Raw genomic sequence first — 16,145 nt, 5'->3', positions numbered from 1 at the left:
GCGGTCGATCAGCGTCCTTCTGCGGTCATCAGGCGGGTGCCAAAGGGCTGACTGGTCTCGTCGGCATCGTGCCGCAAGGCGGCTGCCACCTGACGGGCCCGCTGCCGCTCGCGACGCGCCATCAACAGGCTGCTGACCGCCACCGCGATGATGACCAGATAAACGGTGATGGCACCGACCACATTGATGGTCGGGCTCAGCCCCAGACGGGCCCGCGAGAAGATCACCACCGGCAGGGTCGTGGCGCCCGGCCCGGACAGGAAGGCGGAGATCACCACTTCGTCGAGCGAGAGCGAGAACGCCAGCAGCCACGCCGAGACCAGCGACTGCGAGATGGAGGGCAGGGTAACCAGGGCAAAGACCTGGAAAGGCCGGGCTCCCAGATCCATCGCCGCCTCTTCGATCGAACGGTCCATCTCCTTGAGGCGCGACTGGATGACCACCGCAGCATAGGAGATCGCCATCACCGTGTGGCCGATGTAGATGGTGAAAAACCCCTTCTGCGGATAACCGAACGACTTCTGCACCGTGACGAAGAACAGCAGCAGCGCCAGCGCGATGACCACCGTGGGCATGACCAGCGGAATATTGATCATGAAGTTCAGCAGGCTCTTGCCGGCAAAGTGCCGATAGCGCACCAGGGCGAACGCGGCCAGCGTGCCGAGCAGCACCGACGTGGTCGCCGTGGCCAGGGCCACCTTGAGCGACAGCAGCAGGGCACGGATGAGTTCCTGATCGTGGAACACGGCCCCATACCACTTCAGCGTCCAACCACCCCACAGGGTGACCATGCGCGAGTCGTTGAAGGAATAGACCACCAGCACCACGATGGGCAGGTAAAGAAACAGGTAGACCACGAGCATCCAGGTCAGGGGCAGCACCGCGGTCTTTTTCATCGCGCGCCCTCCAGGCTCTTGGTCTGATACTTGTTGAACACCGCGATCGGCAACAGGATGAGCACGATCATCACGATGGCCACCGCCGAAGCGCGCTGCCAGTCGAGGTTGAGGAAGAACTCGTTCCACATCACGCGGCCGATGTTGAGGGTGGACGGGCCCGCGAGCAGTTCGGGAATCACATACTCGCCCACCGCCGGAATGAACACCAGCAGGCTGCCTGCGATGATGCCCGACTTGGACAGCGGCACGGTGACCAGCCAGAAGGTCTTGAGCGGCGTGGAACCCAGATCCATCGCGGCTTCGACGAGACGGTGATCCATTTTCACCAGCGTGGCGTACAGCGGCAGAATCATGAAGGGGATGTAGCCGTACACCATGCCGATCATGAAGGAGAAGTTGGTGAACAGCATCTGCAGCGGCTCATGAATGATGCCGGTCCACAGCAGGAACTGGTTGATGAGCCCGTTGATGTCGAGCAGATTCTTCCAGGCGTAGATGCGGATGAGAAAGGACGTCCAGAACGGCAGCATGACCAGCATCAAGAGCCCGGAGCGCACCGTCGGCCTGGACCGCGCGATGAAGTAGGCAAACGGATAGCCGATGATCAGGCACAGCACCGTGGTGAGGAAGGCCCACCACAGCGAATACAGATAGGTGACGACATACAGACTGTCGCGCAGCAGCGCCAGATAAGGCGAGAAGCGCATGTGGACCTGCAGGGTCTCCTGTGCGAAAGACATCAGCGGATCGAAGCCCACCCCCAGCTCATTCGTCTCGGAGACGCTGATCTTGAGCAGGATGAGGAAGGGCAGCAGCAGGAAGGCCAGCAGCCAGACCTGCGGTATGCCGATGACCAGTTGGCGGCCCCAGTTCCAGGCCCGGCGCGGCTTGGTAAGCGGCACGGGTTTTTTCTCGTCCATGATGGCGTAGCTCCGGTTCTCAGTCCACGATGACCACGGGTGCGTTTTCCGCCCAGTGCGCGGTCACGGCATCGCCGACCTCGAACGGGTCGGCGTGACGATCGGTGTTGGAGATGGTCACGCGGACGCGCCGCTGGCTGGACAGCAGCAATTCATAGGCGGTGTAGCTGCCCATGTAGGAGCGGCCCGATACCGTCGCCAGCAGGACGTTGTAGGGTTGGTGCTGATGCCCCTCGCTCAAGGTCAGTTTCTCGGGGCGCAGGGCAATGCCCAAGTCCATGTTGAGCGTGCCGCTGATGCCGTGGCCGATGTGGAACAAGGCATCGTCGGTCTGCACTTCGCAGTGATCGTGCTCATCGGTGACGAGCTTGCCGTCGAACATATTGACGTTGCCGATGAAGTCGGCCACGAAGCGGGTCTGGGGATGTTCGTAGATTTCCGACGGCGTGCCCAGTTGCTGGAACTGGCCATCACGCATCACCGCGATGCGGTCGGCCATGGTCATGGCCTCTTCCTGATCGTGGGTGACCATCACGCAGGTCACACCGACCTTGCGCAGGATGTTGACCAGTTCGAGCTGGGTTCGCTCACGCAGCTTCTTGTCGAGCGCCGCGAGCGGTTCGTCGAGCAGCAGCAGTCTGGGACGTTTGGCCAGGCTGCGGGCCAGGGCTACGCGCTGCTGCTGACCGCCTGAGAGTTGGTGGGGCTTGCGCTTGGCGTAGGGCTTGAGCTGAACGAGTTCGAGCATCTGCTCGACACGCGCGCTCACATCGCTCTTGGGCATGCCGTCGCGGCGCAGGCCGAAAGCGATGTTGTCGAACACCGTGAGGTGCGGAAACAGCGCGTACGACTGGAACATCATGTTGATCGGCCGCTCGTAAGGCGGCATCGCGGTGATGTCCTCGCCCTCCAGAAAGATCTGGCCCGAGGTGGGCGTCTCGAAACCGGCCAGCATGCGCAGCAGGGTGGATTTGCCGCAGCCTGATGAACCCAGCAGGGCGAAGATCTCGCCCTTGTGAATATCGAGATTGATGTTGTTGACCGCAACCACTTCGTCGAAACGGCGGGTCACACGATCGATCTTGAGGAAGGGCGTATCGCTCATGGCGTTGGGGCGTCCCGCAAGGGGACAGTGCGAAGGATGGTTGACGGACCCGGCCGCCATGCAGGCGCGCGGCGGCCGGATCGACTCAGGTCACAGACCCGTCTTGAACTTGGTGTACAGGCTGGTGCCCAGACGGCGCTGCTCCTTGGTGTAGACCTTGGGCGGGATCAGCTTGTTGACCATGGCCGGCGACAGGAACACGAAGTCGTTGTCCTTGATGCTGGCATCCACATACGGCAGGGACGACGGCACCGGGTTGGCATAGGTCACCGTGTTGGTGTCGGCCGCGGCCACCTTGGGCTCAAGCACATAGTTCATCCACTTGTAGGCGTTGTCGAGGTTCTTCGCGTCCTTGGGGATGGCCATGGTGTCGATGAAGATCACGGCGCCGTGCGTGGGCGGGAACACCTTGATGTCCTGCTTGTTCTTGGCGGCCTTGGCACGCGCGGCGGCGATGCCCATGTCACCCGACCAGCCCACGGACGCGCAGATGTTGCCGCCGGCCAGATCGTTGATGTAGCCCGAGGACGAGAACACCTTCACGTCCTTGCGCACCTTGGTCAGCATCGCATAGGCCTTCTTGAAGTCTTCGGGGTTCTGCGTGTCTTGCGGAATGCCCAGATAGTTGAAGCCGGCTTCCATCAGGTCGAGCCCGGAGTCGAGCATGGAGATGCCGCAGGACTTGATCTTGTCGGCGTACTTCGGATCGAACACCAGCTGCCAGGGATTGGCCGGCATCGGCTCGTTGCCCAGGGCCTTCTTCACCTTCTCGACGTTGATGCCGACGGTGGTGTAGCCCCACATCCAGGGAATGAGATATTTGTTGCCCGGGTCGACCGCGGCGAGCTGCTTCATCAGCTCGGGGTTGAGGTTCTTGTAGTTGGGAATCTTGGACTTGTCGATCGGGTGCAGCAGATCGCCCTTGATGTCGATGGCCGCCCAGTTCGACGACGGCACCACGATGTCATAGCCCGTATCGCCCGCCACCATCTTGGCGAACAGGGTTTCGTTGGAGTCGAAGGTGTCGTAGCGCACCTTGATGCCGGTGTCTTTCTGGAAGCCGGGCACCGTGGTCGGGGCGATGTAGTCGGACCAGTTGTAGATGTTGAGCACGCCGGCCGCCTGGGCCGGGGCGGCAGCGCCGAAGGTCAGCGCCGCGGCACTCGCGAGACACGCCGCCAGCAGCTTGCCGCTGAACGACTTCTTCTTCTGCAGATTGTGTGACATGAAAACCTCTCAAGTTGTGTGAAGACGAGTGGAAAACGACAGGTGAAACAAACTCCCCTTTGCAATTCCCGTACCAGTATCCAGGGCTGGACTGAGACAAGAATGGCGATTTATACCAAGCCCTTGGCACGCAGACCAGCCAGCGTGTCGTCCAGGCTGCGGCGAATGCGACGGATCATCTCGTCGATCTCCGCATGCGTCATGACCAGCGGCGGGGCGATGATCATGCGCTCTTCCACGGCGCGCATCACCACGCCATTCTTGAAACAGTGGTCGCGGCAAATGTAGCCCACGCCCAGATCGGCCGGGAACAGCGTCCGGCTGGCCTTGTCTTTGTAGAGCACCAGCCCGGCGACCATGCCCAGGGCGTCCACGTCGCCCACCAGCGGATGGTCGGCCAGGGTGGCGAACTGCGCCTTCAGATAGGGTCCGGCATCGGCAGCCACGCGCTCGACCACGCCTTCCTCGCGCAGCGCGTTGATGTTGGCGATGGCCACGGCGCAGCAGGTCGGGTGTCCCGAGTAGGTGAAGCCGTGGTTGAAGTCGCCGCCCTGCTCGATCAGCACCTGGGCCACGCGGTCGCTCACCAGCACCCCGCCCAGCGGCAGGTAGCCCGAGGTGACCCCCTTGGCGAAGGTGATGAGGTCGGGCCTGGAGTTGATGTGCGGATGCTGGCAGCCGAACCAGGTACCCAGACGGCCAAAGCCGCAGATGACTTCATCGGAGATGAGCAAAATGCCGTACTTGTCGCAGATGCGCTGAATCTCCGGCCAGTAGCTGGCCGGTGGAATGATGACGCCGCCCGCGCCCTGCACCGGCTCGCCGATGAAGGCGGCCACCTTGTCGGCGCCCAGTTCCAGAATCTTGGCTTCGAGCCAGCCGGCGGCGCGCAGGCCGAAGTCGTGGGCACTCTCGCCCGGCTGGCCGTGCTGCAGCTGGTAGGGCTGGTCGATGTGGGTGATGCCCGGCAGCGGCAGATCGCCCTGTTCGTGCATGCCGCTCATGCCGCCCAGCGAGGCGCCGCCCAGCGTGCTGCCGTGGTAGGCGTTGTGGCGGCTGATGAGGGTCTTGCGCTGCGGCTGTCCCATCAGGTCCCAATAGCGGCGTACCAGACGGATGATGGTGTCGTTGCCCTCGGAGCCCGAGTTGGTGAAGAACACGTGGTTGAACCCGGCGGGCGCCACCTGCGGCAGCAGCGCCGCAAGCTCGGCGGCCGGCGCCGTGGTGGTCTTGAAGAAGGCGTTGTAGAACGGCAGGGTCTGCATCTGCCGCGTCGCCGCGCTCACCAGGTCTTCGCGGCCGTAGCCGAGATTGACGCACCACAGACCCGACATGCCATCGATGATCTCGTTGCCCTCGGAGTCCCAGATGCGCACGCCCTCGCCGCGCACGATCACGCGGCTGCCTGCGGCGTTCAGACTTTGGGTGTCGGTGAAGGGATGCAGATGATGGGCCGCATCCTTGGCGCGCAGCGCGGCGGTGTCGAAAACCGGGAGGTCATTGGGTTTCATGCGAATCTCCGTTGGATATAGGTTTGTGGTTGAAGCTGCCTTTGCTGGCAGAGCCGCTCAGACATGCAGCAGCAGGTGCTCGCGCTCCCAGGGGCTGATGACTTTCATGAACTCGGCGTATTCGCTCATCTTCACCGCTTTGTAGATGCCGCAGAAGCGCTTGCCCAGAATGGCTTCGAGCTCGGGTGCATCGTCGAGCGCACGCACCGACTCCGACAGGCTCTGCGGCAGCGGAATGGCATTGGGCGCCGCGTAGGCATTGGTCTTCATTTCGGGCAGCGGGCTGATCTTGTTGACCATGCCCAGATAGCCGCAGGCCAGGCTGGCCGCCAGCGCGACGTAGGGGTTGGCGTCGGCACCGATGACGCGGTTTTCCATGCGGCGGTTTTCCGCATTGGAGAACGGCACGCGGATGCCCACGGTGCGGTTGTCCGCGCCCCACTCGACATTGGTCGGCGCCGCCGTATTGGCCACCAGGCGGCGATACGAGTTCACATACGGGGCGAAGAGCGCCATGACGTGCGGAATGTATTTCTGCAGGCCCCCGATGTAGTTGTGGAACAGCTCCGACGCACTGCCGTCGGGGTTGCTGAACACATTCATGCCGGTCTTGCGATCGACGATGCTCTGATGCACGTGCATGGCGCTGCCCGGCTCGCCGGCCATGGGCTTGGCCATGAAGGTGGCGAACATGTTGTGGCGCAGCGCCGCTTCGCGCAGGGTGCGCTTGAAGAAGAACACCTTGTCGGCCAGATCGAGCGGGTCGCCATGCAGGAAGTTGATTTCCATCTGCCCGGCGCCGACTTCGTGAATCAGGGTGTCGACATCGAGATCCATCGCCTCGCAATAGTCGTAGATGTCCTCGAACAGCGGATCGAACTCGTTGACGGCGTCGATGCTGTAGTGCTGGCGCGAGGTTTCGGCGCGGCCCGAACGGCCCACCGGCGGGCGCAGCGGCTGGTCAGGGTCGGTGTTCTTGTCGACCAGATAGAACTCCAGCTCGGGCGCCACCACGGGCGCCCAGCCCTTGTCGGCGTAGAGCTTGAGCATGTTCTTCAGCACCGAGCGCGGGGCGTAATCGACGGGCTCGCCGTCCTTGAAGTAGCAGTCGTGGATGACCTGCGCCGTGGGATCGGTGGCCCAGGGCACGACGCGCGCCGTGCTCGGGTCGGGCACCAGATTCATGTCGCGGTCGGTATCGGCGATCAGGGTGTCGAGACGCTCGTCCTCGGGCCAGTTGCCGGTCACGGTCAGTCCGATGATGCTTTCCGGCAGACGCATGCCACGGTCTTCGGTGAACTTGCTGCGGGGCAGGATCTTGCCGCGCGCCACCCCGGTCAGGTCGGGCACGAGGCACTCGATTTCGGTGATGCGTTGGGCGTTGAGCCAGCCTTCAAGGTCGTTGAAGGTCCATTGTTTGCGGTTGTCGCTGCTGCTCATGATGGGATTCCAGTTTGCGTTTCTTGTTTCTTGGATGATTCCAATGGACACGTCCACTTTGAACGCCAAAGGCGGACGCGGGGTTTGCTCAGGCAGCGTGCGCCAGTGTGTCCTCGCGCTTGCGCGCGGCGAACTGCCGACAGGCGTTGCCAAAAGCGGCATAGATCGCGCGCGACACGGGGTTTTGCGCGGCCTGCCATTCGGGATGCCACTGCACCGCCAGCAAAAAACCCGGCTCAGGGCTGTGGGCGGCGCGGTGGACGGGTTGATAGATGTAGGCCTCGGTCAGACCGTCGGGCGCGTGCGCCTGGGCCAGAAGATCGGGCGCGAGCGTCTGGATGCCTTGGCCATGCAGGCTGTTGACCTCCCAGGAGTCGGCCCCGACGATGGCCGCAAGCAGACTGCCGGGCACGGCCTGCAGGCGATGCGCGGGGCCGTATTGCCCGGCCGCGTCGAGCGCGTCATCTTCGCGGTGGTCATCGAAACCCGGCGTGTTGTGCACCTCCTGCAGCAGGCTGCCGCCGAGGGCCACATTGATCTCCTGGAAGCCGCGGCAGATGCCGAACACCGGAATGCCGCGGGCGATGGCCGCACGGATCAGCGGCAAGGTCGTGGCGTCGCGCGCCGGATCGGCCGGCGACTCGGGGTTGCTCAGGATCTGGCCGTAATGATGCGGTTCGATATTGGAGGGCGAGCCGGTGAACACCAGCCCGTCCACACCGTCGAGCACCGCGTCGATCGGCAGATCGGCCCCCATCGACGGCAATAGCTGCGGCAACACGCCGGCCAGCGGCAGCAGGGGATCGACATACTTCTGCGTCACGGCATAGGTTGGATGCCCGCCCACCATCTTCAGATCGGTGGTGACAGCGACGCGGGGATACGGAACGGGAGAAGACGGCATGATCGACAACGGGGCCTTCAAGGAGGTACGGGGTCAGTGGAGCGCGATTGCCGTTGGGGTGCAACACCCGATTCAACGGGCGACGGAGCTGGTGCATTTTCGCGCCCCCATTTGGTGCAGCGCAACAAGCTGGCGCACCACTTCAGAAACAAAAAATCCTAGGGTTTTCCTTAGGTTAGCGTGATTCGATAGACTCAATTTACCTGCCAACTGGTACTCTCGGAAGTGCCACTCCCCGCTTTTGTCATGGAGCCAGTTTCGGCTTCTTCGAGGCTTCCCGGGCGGCCTGACGCGGGGCGACAAGTCCACCGGGCCCTCATCACCACGCCGCATCATGCGACCACTCGCACTCTCCGAACTCCTGCTCACCGAACTTCAGCGCGTCGAAGGCGATGCCGGCCTGGCCCCGCCACTCAACCGCCGCCTGTATCTCTCGCTGCGCGGGGCCATTCTGGCGGGGCGCATCACCGCCGGGGTGCAACTGCCCTCCACCCGCGACCTCGCGCGTGACCTCAACCTCTCGCGCAACACGGTGATGTCGGCCATCAACCAACTCACCGCCGAAGGCTACCTCACCGCGCGCCAGGGCAGCGGCACCTTCGTCTCCGAGACCCTGCCCGAACTCGGCCCGCTGAGCCCCGCGAGGGGACGCAAGCAGACCCAGCCCCATGGCGCGGGCAGCTCGCCGCGCGAACTCTCGCAGCGCGGCAATCTGCTGACCGCGCAGTCGGGCTCGGTCGACTTCGAGGTGCAGCCCTTTGCTCCGGGCGAGATCGAGTTTGCCGAATTCCCCATTCAGCTCTGGCAGAAGCTGCAGGCCAAGTATTGGCGCAGCCTCGACCGCGACCTGCTCGACTATGGACAGGAAGGCGGCTACATGCCGCTGCGCGTCGCCATTGCGGGCTACCTCAGCCTGTCACGCTCGGTACGGGTGACGCCCGAGCAGGTGCTCATCACCTCGGGCACGCAGCAGTCGCTCGACCTGGCGGCGCGACTGCTCACCGATCACGGCGACGAGGCCTGGGTGGAAAACCCCTGCTACTGGGGCGCGCGCCGGGCGCTGCAGGCCGCCGGGCTGAAGCTCAAGCCCATCGATGTGGACCTGGAGGGCATGGCACCCTCGGCCACCGATTGGCAGCAGGGCCGGCCACGGCTGATCTACGTCACGCCCTCGCATCAGTACCCGCTGGGCCATGTGATGAGCTTGCAGCGCCGCCGCGCCCTGCTGCAGTTCGCCGCGCAGCAGCGCTGCTGGATTTTCGAGGACGACTACGACAGCGAGTTCCGTTTCGGCGGCCGCCCCTTCGCCAGCCTGCAGGGGCTGGACGACCATGCGCAGGTGCTCTACTCGGGCACGTTTTCCAAGGTGATGTACCCCGGCATCCGTCTGGGCTATCTGGTGGTGCCGACCGATCTGCTGCCCGCCTTCAACACCGGGCTCTACGACCTGTACCGCCCGGGTCAGCTCATGCTGCAGGCGGCGCTGACCGACTTCATCACCGAGGGCCATCTCAACACCCTCATCCGCCGTCTGCGCGTGGCCTACCAGGCGCGGCGCGACGAGCTGGCGCGGCGCATCCAGCGCTGCCTGGGCGAGCGGGTGCAGATCTCGGGCCAGGAGTCCGGCTTGCACCTTTGTTTGCTGTTCAACACGCCCGATGTGGACGACGAGGCCATCGCCCGCGCCGCCGACGCTCAGGGCATGACGGTGCGTCCGCTATCGCGCTATTACCTCGGCGAGCAGAAAAAGCGCGGCCTGATCCTGGGCTATGCCTATGTGCCTACCGAGCGGGTGCCGCCCTGGGCGCAGAAGCTGTGTCAACTCATTCGCAGCCAGTTGCCGGATTGAGGCTGCTCCTAGGCTGCGGCTTGCGCCACACCCGCCAGTTGTTCCATCCGGGCCTTGTCGTCTCGTAATGCGGACGCATCGCCCGAAAAGACGATCTCTCCTTCAGACAGCACGTAGGCGCGGTCGGCCAGTTGCAGCGCGAGAAAGGCGTTCTGCTCGACCAGCAGGACCGAAATTCCCTCCTCTTTCATGCGCCCCACCGTTCGCATCACCTCTTGCACGATCACTGGCGCCAAACCCTGCGAGGGCTCGTCGAGGATAAGCAGCTTGGGGTTGAGCAGCAAAGCGCGTGCAATAGCCAGCATCTCCTGCTCGCCACCTGACAGGCGTCCGCCTTTGCTGGTGCGGCGTTCATGCAGGCGTGGGAAAAGCTCGTACACGCCTTCGATGTTCCAGCGCCCCGGGGTTTCGTGCACAACAAGCAGGTTTTCATGCACCGTAAGGTGGCCGAAAATCTTACGGCCTTCGGGCACATAGCCCACACCCAATCCAGCAATGCGGTGTGGCGAGGCCCCGGTCATATCCTTGCCGAAAAATTTGATCTTGCCCCGCCTCGGCGGCGTGAGCCCCATGACAGAACGCATGGTCGTTGTTTTTCCAGCGCCATTGCGGCCAAGCAAGGCGACGAGTTCGCCTTCCCCCACCGTCATGGACACGCCTTTGAGGATATGGCTCTTGTCGTAGTAGGTGTGGATGTTGTCGAGTTCGAGGACTGCGGTCATGAGCGAGGATTCCTGTGAAGATGTCGCCGTGAGGCAGAGGGGTCAGGCCGCTTGACCGAGATAGGCCGCCTGCACTCGCGCGTTGCCGGCAATTTCGCCGGCCGTACCTTCGGCAAGCAGAGATCCGTTGTCGAGCACCGTGATGCGATCGGCAATGCCGAACACGATTTCCATGTCGTGTTCCACAAACAGCGTCGTGATGCCCCGATTTTTGTTCAGATCACGGATCAGGCCGGTCATGTGGTGCGTTTCTTCATCGCCCATTCCCGCCGTCGGTTCGTCGAGAAGAAGCAGCTTGGGCCGCCGGGCCAACGCAATGCCCACCTCGACCACCCTTTGGTCGCCATGGGACATTTCGCCTGTCACCCTGTTCGCTTTGCCGTCGATCTTCACCAGATGCATCAACTCGTCCACCTGGTCATCGATGCGCTTGCGCAGCGCGCGCCCCATCCAGGGACGAAGGTTCACACCTTGCGCCACCTCCACGGCAATGCGTAGGTTTTCATATACCGTAAGGGAGCGAAATATCTCGGTGATCTGAAAGGTGCGGATGATCCCCCGCTTCACCAACTCCCCGGGATTGACCGTCTGGATGGGCTTGCCGTCGAAATGGATCTGTCCTTCGCTCGGGGGGAAAAAACCGCTGATCAGGTTGAACAACGTGGTCTTGCCCGCGCCATTGGGGCCGATAACCGCTCGCAACTCTCCCGGCTGAACGCTCATGGAAATGTCGGTCAGCGCCTTAAGTGCGCCAAAGCGGCGCGAGACTTTGTGCAATTGCAGCTGGCTCATGTCGACTTCCCCTTGCGCTGCAAAAACCCCATGACGCCCAGCGGGAAAAACAGCACCGACAGCACGAATATCAGGCCGATCACGGACATCCAGTTGTCAGTCACAGAACTGGCGTAATCCCGGACGAGAACAAATATGGCCGCACCAACCAGCGGCCCCCAGAAATTTCGCATTCCGCCCAGCACGGCAATCACCACCAGATCCCCCGAAAAGGTGTAGTTCAGCGTGTTAGGCGAGGTGAAGTTGTCCAGTAAGGCATTGAGCCCACCGGCCAGCGCCACGATGAAGCCCGACAGTGCGAAAGAAATCGCCGCATAGCGCTGCACCGGCAACCCCAGAAAGGTCAGTCTTTTTTGGTTTTCACGGATGGCCACAAAGGTGTGCCCTAGCGGCGAGTTCAACACGATCCACAGCACCAGGGCGCCCAGCGCAAAGCAGGCCACGACGAGGTAATAAAAGCCCATGGAGCCCATCGTCCAGTCGAACCCAAACAGATGCAGGGCGTGCCGAGAAAAACCGGTGAGCCCGTCATAGCCGCCGGTCACCGCCTGCCAGCGAATCGCGATGAAGTAAAACATCTGCCCGATGGCAATGGTGATCATCGCGAAGTAGATGCCGCGGCGGCGCACGGCGATCGGCGCGAGCACGGCAGCCACCACGCCTCCCAGCAAAGTGCCCCCCAGCAGCGCCAACAGCACGTTGTGCGTCATGTACTTGAGCATCAGGCCGACGCCATAGCTGCCGAGGCCAAAATAGGCAGCATGCCCGAACGAGAGTCCGCCGGTGTGACCCAGCAGCAGATTCAGGCCCATGGCAGCCAGGCCATAGATCAGCACCCTTGAGGCTATATCGTTGTAACCCCCGACGTAATGCAGCCAGGCTGGTGCGGTGAGCAGCACCAGCGCCAAAACCCCGGTACCAAGGTGCTGTTTGAGATTGGAGGGTCGCATGGCAGATGGTGAAGTAAGTAGGGTAGGTGCCGAAGCGCTCATTCGAATAATCCCTCCTGACCCATGAGCCCGCGGGGCCTCACCACAAGCATCAAGCCCATGATGAGATAGATCACCGCTTCACTCGCTGCAGGAAAGTAGGCGGTCGTCACGCCCGAGGCTACGCCTATGAGCAACCCTCCCAGGAGAGAACCCATCAAGGAGCCCACGCCGCCCACCACGATGGCGACAAAAGCCGGCATGAGCAGCCCATCGCCCATCGTGGGCTCCAGCCCGAGCTGACCCGCCGCCAAAATGCCGGCCACGCCCGCGAACACGATGCCGATGACAAAATTTGCGGTTCGCAGTAGGTAAATGTTCACGCCTAGCGCCGAGACCGTTTCGAGATCGGCATTGCCGGCTCGGATGCGGATACCTAGTCGGGTGTAGCGCAACACGGCGAACAGCGCCCCGGTACCCACCAGAGCCACGGCAACGACGAACAGGCGATAGCCGGTGAGAAAGAAGTAGGTTTGGCTCAGCGGATGCCCGAGCGAATCCGGGATGGACAGCGGCACCCCGTTGGCGCCCCAGACCGTGCGGATCACATCCTGCATGATGAGCGCCAGACCGAAGGTCAGCAACAGCGAATACAGCGGATCGCGCTTGTATAGACGCCGAATGAGAAACACCTCGACCGCTAGGCCCAGCACCCCGGCGAGCAGCGGCGCCACGGCCAGCGATCCCCAGAATCCGAGGCTCGGCTCCAGGGTGTAGGCGAAGTAGGCTGCCAGCGCCATGAAGGCGCCCTGGGCGAAATTGATGGTGTTGTTCAGCCCGAGTATGAGCGCCAGACCGAGCGCCAGCAGCGCATAGAACGCCCCGGTGATCAGCCCGTTGAACGTGTTGAAGATGAGAACGAGATTCAAGGCCAGGCCTCCGCAGCAGCAAGTGGACAGGCTGCAGACTCGCGCCATGGCGAGCCTGCAGGTGCGCGCAGCAGCGCTTCAGGCGCGCGGCAGCACGCAGCCGGTCTGGGAAGGTGGCAGCGCGATCTTTTCGCCAGGCACGATGCCCGAAACGTCGAACAGATTCGGGTACTTTCCTGTTTGAATCACATGACCTGGGAACATGCCCAGCATGAGTTGATGATCTTCTGCGCGGTAGAACACATTGCCGGGCTGCAGCGCGATCTCCGGCGGCAACACCAAGCCTTCCATGGCTTTGACCACCTTGGCCGTTTCAAGCGACTTGGCCTTTTCCACGGCCAGCCGAATGGCATGCGTGGTGGCATAGCCAAACCACACCCGCGCTGTGGGGTACTCGCCCTTGTGTGCCGCGGTGTAGCGCTTGACGAAATCGGCCACATGTGGCGTGTTCGGCTGATTCCAGTACCACTCCATGGTCCACCAGCCGTAGCGTGCGGCTTCGGGCAACGCCTGCGCCTGTTCCAGCTCGAACAGTGCGCCGCCGACCGCGATGTCCTTGTTGATACCGAATTGCGCGATCTGCTTCATGCAGTTCACTTGGTCATTGCCGGCGAGAAGCAGACAAATGACATCCGGCGACTTGGCTTTCACGTCGATCAGGTAGGACGAGAAATCGGTGGCCCCCACGGGCACCAGCGCGCCGCCCACAACCGTACCGCCGGCCTTTTTCAGTTGCGTGGTGTAGTCGGCCTGCTCCGACTGGCCAAAGGCATAGTCGGTCGTCAGGAAGTACCACTTCTTGCCGAATTTCTTGTATAGCGTCTCGAAGTCCCCGGCCGTCAGCATCCAGGTGGTCGAACAGGTGCGGAAGGTTGTGGTCTTGCACTCCTTGCCAGTCAGGCTGTCGACGTGTCCACCAGTGCAGACAAAGAGTTTGTCGTGGCGATTGGCGAACTGCGAAACAGCAAGCGATGCCGCCGAGTTGACCGTACCCATGAGGAAATCAACTTTGTTCTGGCTCAGCAAACGCGATGCCTTGTCCACGGCCGTGCCGGGGTTGCCCGCACTATCTTCCACGAAGATTTGCAGGGGGCGCCCCATCACGCCGCCCGCCTTGTTGATCTCGGCTTCGGCGAATTGCGCGCCCTTGATTTCACTCTGACCGAGCGCAGCAAACGTGCTGGTGATCGGGTCGATCATCCCGATCTTCACCGGCGTCTCGCCGGCGCCCCAGCTCGGCACCTGCGTGCCCAGCAAAGCAGCCAAGCCCGCCGCGCCGCCCGCCTTGATCAGCGTGCGACGATCCATCTGAACCTGCTCCTTCGAGTCTTCCTTGTTCATGCCTGTCTCCTGTTGTGCCGCCAAAATGAAATGACGTCTTTTGTGAACCGAGACGACTATAGGGAGGCCGTTGGAAAAGAGATAGGGGAAGAATCTGGATGATTTGAAACTCGATGTAATCCGTGTGAACGCAAGTTATGGGTCGCTGAAGACCGGTCTCGAACCCTTAGGGTGTACCCGCAAATTCCGCCAGCTGGGTGAAAGTGTTTTGCCTTGATTCACGGGAATGGGGTGCCATCGCCGCGACTCGGCGGCATGCTCTTCACAGCAGATCGCGCAGCCGGTACCAGAGCATGCCCAGCACCAGCGCGGGGGTGCGCAGCAGGTCGCCGCCCGGGAAGGGCTTGTGGTGCAGCCGGGTGAACAGGTCGAAACGCTCGGCCTGTCCGGCGATGGCTTCGGCGGCGAGCTGGCCGGCCATGCCGGTCAAGGCCAGGCCGTGTCCTGAAAAGCCCTGCAGGTAGAGCACATCGGGCGCGATGCGGCCGAAGTCGGGCGCCCGGTTCATGGTGATGTCGACGAAGCCTCCCCAGGCATGGGTGATCTTCACATCGCTGAGTTGCGGATAGACCGCCAGCATGCTGCGGCGCATGGTCGCCGCAAGATCGCGCGGCGTGGCGGTGGAGTAGCTCACCCGGCCGCCGAACAGCAGGCGATCGTCGCCGGTCAGCCGGTAGTAGTCGAGTACGAACTGGGTATCGCACACACAGGCGCGATTGCGCACCAGGGAACGGGCGCGCTGCGCGCCCAGCGGCTCGGTGGCGATGATGTAGGTGCCCACGGGCATGATGCGCCGGGCCAGCTTGCGCGACACATCACCGAGTTGCACATTGCCCGCGAGCAGCACATGAGGCGCGCGCACGCTGCCCCTGGCGGTCTGCACCAGGGCTTTGCCGCCCCCCGCCTGCGCGGCGGGTTTGACGCTCAGCACCGGCGATTGCTCGTGGATCAGCACCCCGGCGTCCTGCGCGGCGCGACCGAGTCCCAGCGTGTAGTTGAGCGGGTGCAAATGGCCGCCGAAATCGTCGAGCACCCCGGCGCAATAGCGTTTGCTGGCAATGAGACTGCGGGTCTGCTCGGCGTCGAAGCTCTGCAGATGGGTGTAGCCGTATTCGTGCTGCATGTGCTCGGCCCAGGCATGCAGGGCGCGGGCCTTCTTGGGCGTGACCGCCACGCTCATCGCGCCGGGCGTCCAGTCGCAGTCGATGCCGTAGTCGGTGATGCGGCTGCGCATCAGGCGGATGGCGTCAAGCGACATTTCCCAGGCGAAGTGCGCGCTCTTGGCCCCGAGTTGGCGCTCGAACGGCTCCATCTCGCTGGCGTAGCCCGCCAGCGCCTGGCCGCCGTTGCGGCCCGAGGCGCCCCAGCCGATGTGCCGCCCTTCGAGCAGCACGACCTGCATGCCGCGCTTGCGCAGTTCCAGCGCGGCCGAAAGCCCGGCCAGACCGCCGCCGACGATGCACACATCCGCCTGCACCTCGCCTTCGAGCGGCGCGCGGCGCGGCGCGGCATGCGCGGAATCGACGTAATACGAGTTCTCGATCAGGCGCTGGGCCTGTTCTTCCAGCCGCATCATG

14 protein-coding genes are annotated in these 16,145 nt (G+C 63.0%); 1 reads left to right on the top strand and 13 read right to left on the bottom strand.

The genetic code is table 11. The features are described 5' to 3' along the window. Positions 1-8: 8 nt before the first annotated feature. The 7 genes from BVH73_RS09540 to BVH73_RS09510 form a co-directional block, all read right to left on the bottom strand. A complete protein-coding gene (locus tag BVH73_RS09540) occupies positions 9-896 on the bottom strand; it encodes an ABC transporter permease (protein WP_079418127.1) in 888 nt (295 codons plus the stop codon). Beyond that, a complete protein-coding gene (locus BVH73_RS09535) occupies positions 893-1,819 on the bottom strand; it encodes an ABC transporter permease subunit (RefSeq protein ID WP_079418125.1) in 927 nt (308 codons plus the stop codon). Before BVH73_RS09535 ends, BVH73_RS09540 begins: the two co-directional genes overlap by 4 nt. Positions 1,820-1,838: 19 nt before the next feature. Further along, positions 1,839-2,924, bottom strand: coding sequence for an ABC transporter ATP-binding protein (locus tag BVH73_RS09530; RefSeq protein ID WP_154048462.1), 1,086 nt, complete (start codon positions 2,922-2,924; stop codon positions 1,839-1,841). Between the two features lie 90 nt (positions 2,925-3,014). Beyond that, positions 3,015-4,151: an extracellular solute-binding protein gene (locus BVH73_RS09525; RefSeq protein ID WP_079418121.1), complete on the bottom strand. Its 1,137-nt coding sequence runs from the start codon at positions 4,149-4,151 to the stop codon at positions 3,015-3,017. A gap of 110 nt (positions 4,152-4,261) precedes the next feature. Then, positions 4,262-5,662, bottom strand: coding sequence for an aspartate aminotransferase family protein (locus BVH73_RS09520; RefSeq protein WP_079418119.1), 1,401 nt, complete (start codon positions 5,660-5,662; stop codon positions 4,262-4,264). A gap of 57 nt (positions 5,663-5,719) precedes the next feature. Next, a complete protein-coding gene (locus BVH73_RS09515; RefSeq protein WP_079418117.1) occupies positions 5,720-7,102 on the bottom strand; it encodes a glutamine synthetase family protein in 1,383 nt (460 codons plus the stop codon). Between the two features lie 88 nt (positions 7,103-7,190). After that, complete coding sequence (locus tag BVH73_RS09510) at positions 7,191-8,006, bottom strand: gamma-glutamyl-gamma-aminobutyrate hydrolase family protein (RefSeq protein ID WP_079420497.1); 816 nt, start codon at positions 8,004-8,006, stop codon at positions 7,191-7,193. Between the two features lie 334 nt (positions 8,007-8,340). On the opposite strand from BVH73_RS09510, the gene pdxR reads away from it, so the two are divergent. Continuing rightward, positions 8,341-9,855, top strand: coding sequence for a MocR-like pyridoxine biosynthesis transcription factor PdxR (pdxR, locus tag BVH73_RS09505; RefSeq protein ID WP_079418115.1), 1,515 nt, complete (start codon positions 8,341-8,343; stop codon positions 9,853-9,855). An 8-nt stretch (positions 9,856-9,863) separates the two neighbouring features. Here the strand turns inward: pdxR and BVH73_RS09500 are convergent, their stop codons facing one another. The 6 genes from BVH73_RS09500 to BVH73_RS09475 all read right to left on the bottom strand — a co-directional run bounded on the left by BVH73_RS09500 (position 9,864) and on the right by BVH73_RS09475 (position 16,144). Continuing rightward, on the bottom strand, positions 9,864-10,577 hold the full coding sequence (locus BVH73_RS09500) for an ABC transporter ATP-binding protein (RefSeq protein WP_079418113.1): 714 nt from the start codon (positions 10,575-10,577) through the stop codon (positions 9,864-9,866). Positions 10,578-10,619: 42 nt separating this feature from the next. After that, on the bottom strand, positions 10,620-11,369 hold the full coding sequence (locus tag BVH73_RS09495; protein WP_079418111.1) for an ABC transporter ATP-binding protein: 750 nt from the start codon (positions 11,367-11,369) through the stop codon (positions 10,620-10,622). Then, complete coding sequence (locus tag BVH73_RS09490; RefSeq protein ID WP_245800311.1) at positions 11,366-12,319, bottom strand: branched-chain amino acid ABC transporter permease; 954 nt, start codon at positions 12,317-12,319, stop codon at positions 11,366-11,368. The genes BVH73_RS09495 and BVH73_RS09490 overlap by 4 nt, the downstream gene beginning before the upstream one ends. A 38-nt stretch (positions 12,320-12,357) precedes the next feature. Next, a complete protein-coding gene (locus BVH73_RS09485; protein ID WP_079418107.1) occupies positions 12,358-13,227 on the bottom strand; it encodes a branched-chain amino acid ABC transporter permease in 870 nt (289 codons plus the stop codon). A 78-nt stretch (positions 13,228-13,305) separates the two neighbouring features. After that, positions 13,306-14,568: an ABC transporter substrate-binding protein gene (locus tag BVH73_RS09480; RefSeq protein WP_079418105.1), complete on the bottom strand. Its 1,263-nt coding sequence runs from the start codon at positions 14,566-14,568 to the stop codon at positions 13,306-13,308. A gap of 262 nt (positions 14,569-14,830) precedes the next feature. Continuing rightward, on the bottom strand, positions 14,831-16,144 hold the full coding sequence (locus tag BVH73_RS09475; protein WP_079418103.1) for an NAD(P)/FAD-dependent oxidoreductase: 1,314 nt from the start codon (positions 16,142-16,144) through the stop codon (positions 14,831-14,833). Between the last annotated feature and the right edge of the window lies 1 nt (position 16,145).

The organism is Thiomonas intermedia, from assembly GCF_002028405.1.
Taxonomy (GTDB): Bacteria; Pseudomonadota; Gammaproteobacteria; order Burkholderiales; family Burkholderiaceae_C; genus Thiomonas; species Thiomonas intermedia.
This window is presented reverse-complemented; position numbering and strand designations above follow the sequence as displayed.

What these genes read in the sequence shown, in the direction of transcription:
- BVH73_RS09535 (WP_079418125.1), bottom strand. Translation starts at nt 1,819, where the DNA reads ATGGACGAGAAAAAACCCGTGCCGCTTACCAAGCCGCGCCGGGCCTGG.
- BVH73_RS09530 (WP_154048462.1), bottom strand. Translation starts at nt 2,924, where the DNA reads ATGAGCGATACGCCCTTCCTCAAGATCGATCGTGTGACCCGCCGTTTC.
- BVH73_RS09520 (WP_079418119.1), bottom strand. Translation starts at nt 5,662, where the DNA reads ATGAAACCCAATGACCTCCCGGTTTTCGACACCGCCGCGCTGCGCGCC.
- BVH73_RS09490 (WP_245800311.1), bottom strand. Translation starts at nt 12,319, where the DNA reads ATGCGACCCTCCAATCTCAAACAGCACCTTGGTACCGGGGTTTTGGCG.
- BVH73_RS09540 (WP_079418127.1), bottom strand. Translation starts at nt 896, where the DNA reads ATGAAAAAGACCGCGGTGCTGCCCCTGACCTGGATGCTCGTGGTCTAC.
- BVH73_RS09475 (WP_079418103.1), bottom strand. Translation starts at nt 16,144, where the DNA reads ATGATGCGGCTGGAAGAACAGGCCCAGCGCCTGATCGAGAACTCGTAT.
- pdxR (WP_079418115.1), top strand. Translation starts at nt 8,341, where the DNA reads ATGCGACCACTCGCACTCTCCGAACTCCTGCTCACCGAACTTCAGCGC.
- BVH73_RS09480 (WP_079418105.1), bottom strand. Translation starts at nt 14,568, where the DNA reads ATGAACAAGGAAGACTCGAAGGAGCAGGTTCAGATGGATCGTCGCACG.
- BVH73_RS09495 (WP_079418111.1), bottom strand. Translation starts at nt 11,369, where the DNA reads ATGAGCCAGCTGCAATTGCACAAAGTCTCGCGCCGCTTTGGCGCACTT.
- BVH73_RS09515 (WP_079418117.1), bottom strand. Translation starts at nt 7,102, where the DNA reads ATGAGCAGCAGCGACAACCGCAAACAATGGACCTTCAACGACCTTGAA.
- BVH73_RS09500 (WP_079418113.1), bottom strand. Translation starts at nt 10,577, where the DNA reads ATGACCGCAGTCCTCGAACTCGACAACATCCACACCTACTACGACAAG.
- BVH73_RS09525 (WP_079418121.1), bottom strand. Translation starts at nt 4,151, where the DNA reads ATGTCACACAATCTGCAGAAGAAGAAGTCGTTCAGCGGCAAGCTGCTG.
- BVH73_RS09510 (WP_079420497.1), bottom strand. Translation starts at nt 8,006, where the DNA reads ATGCCGTCTTCTCCCGTTCCGTATCCCCGCGTCGCTGTCACCACCGAT.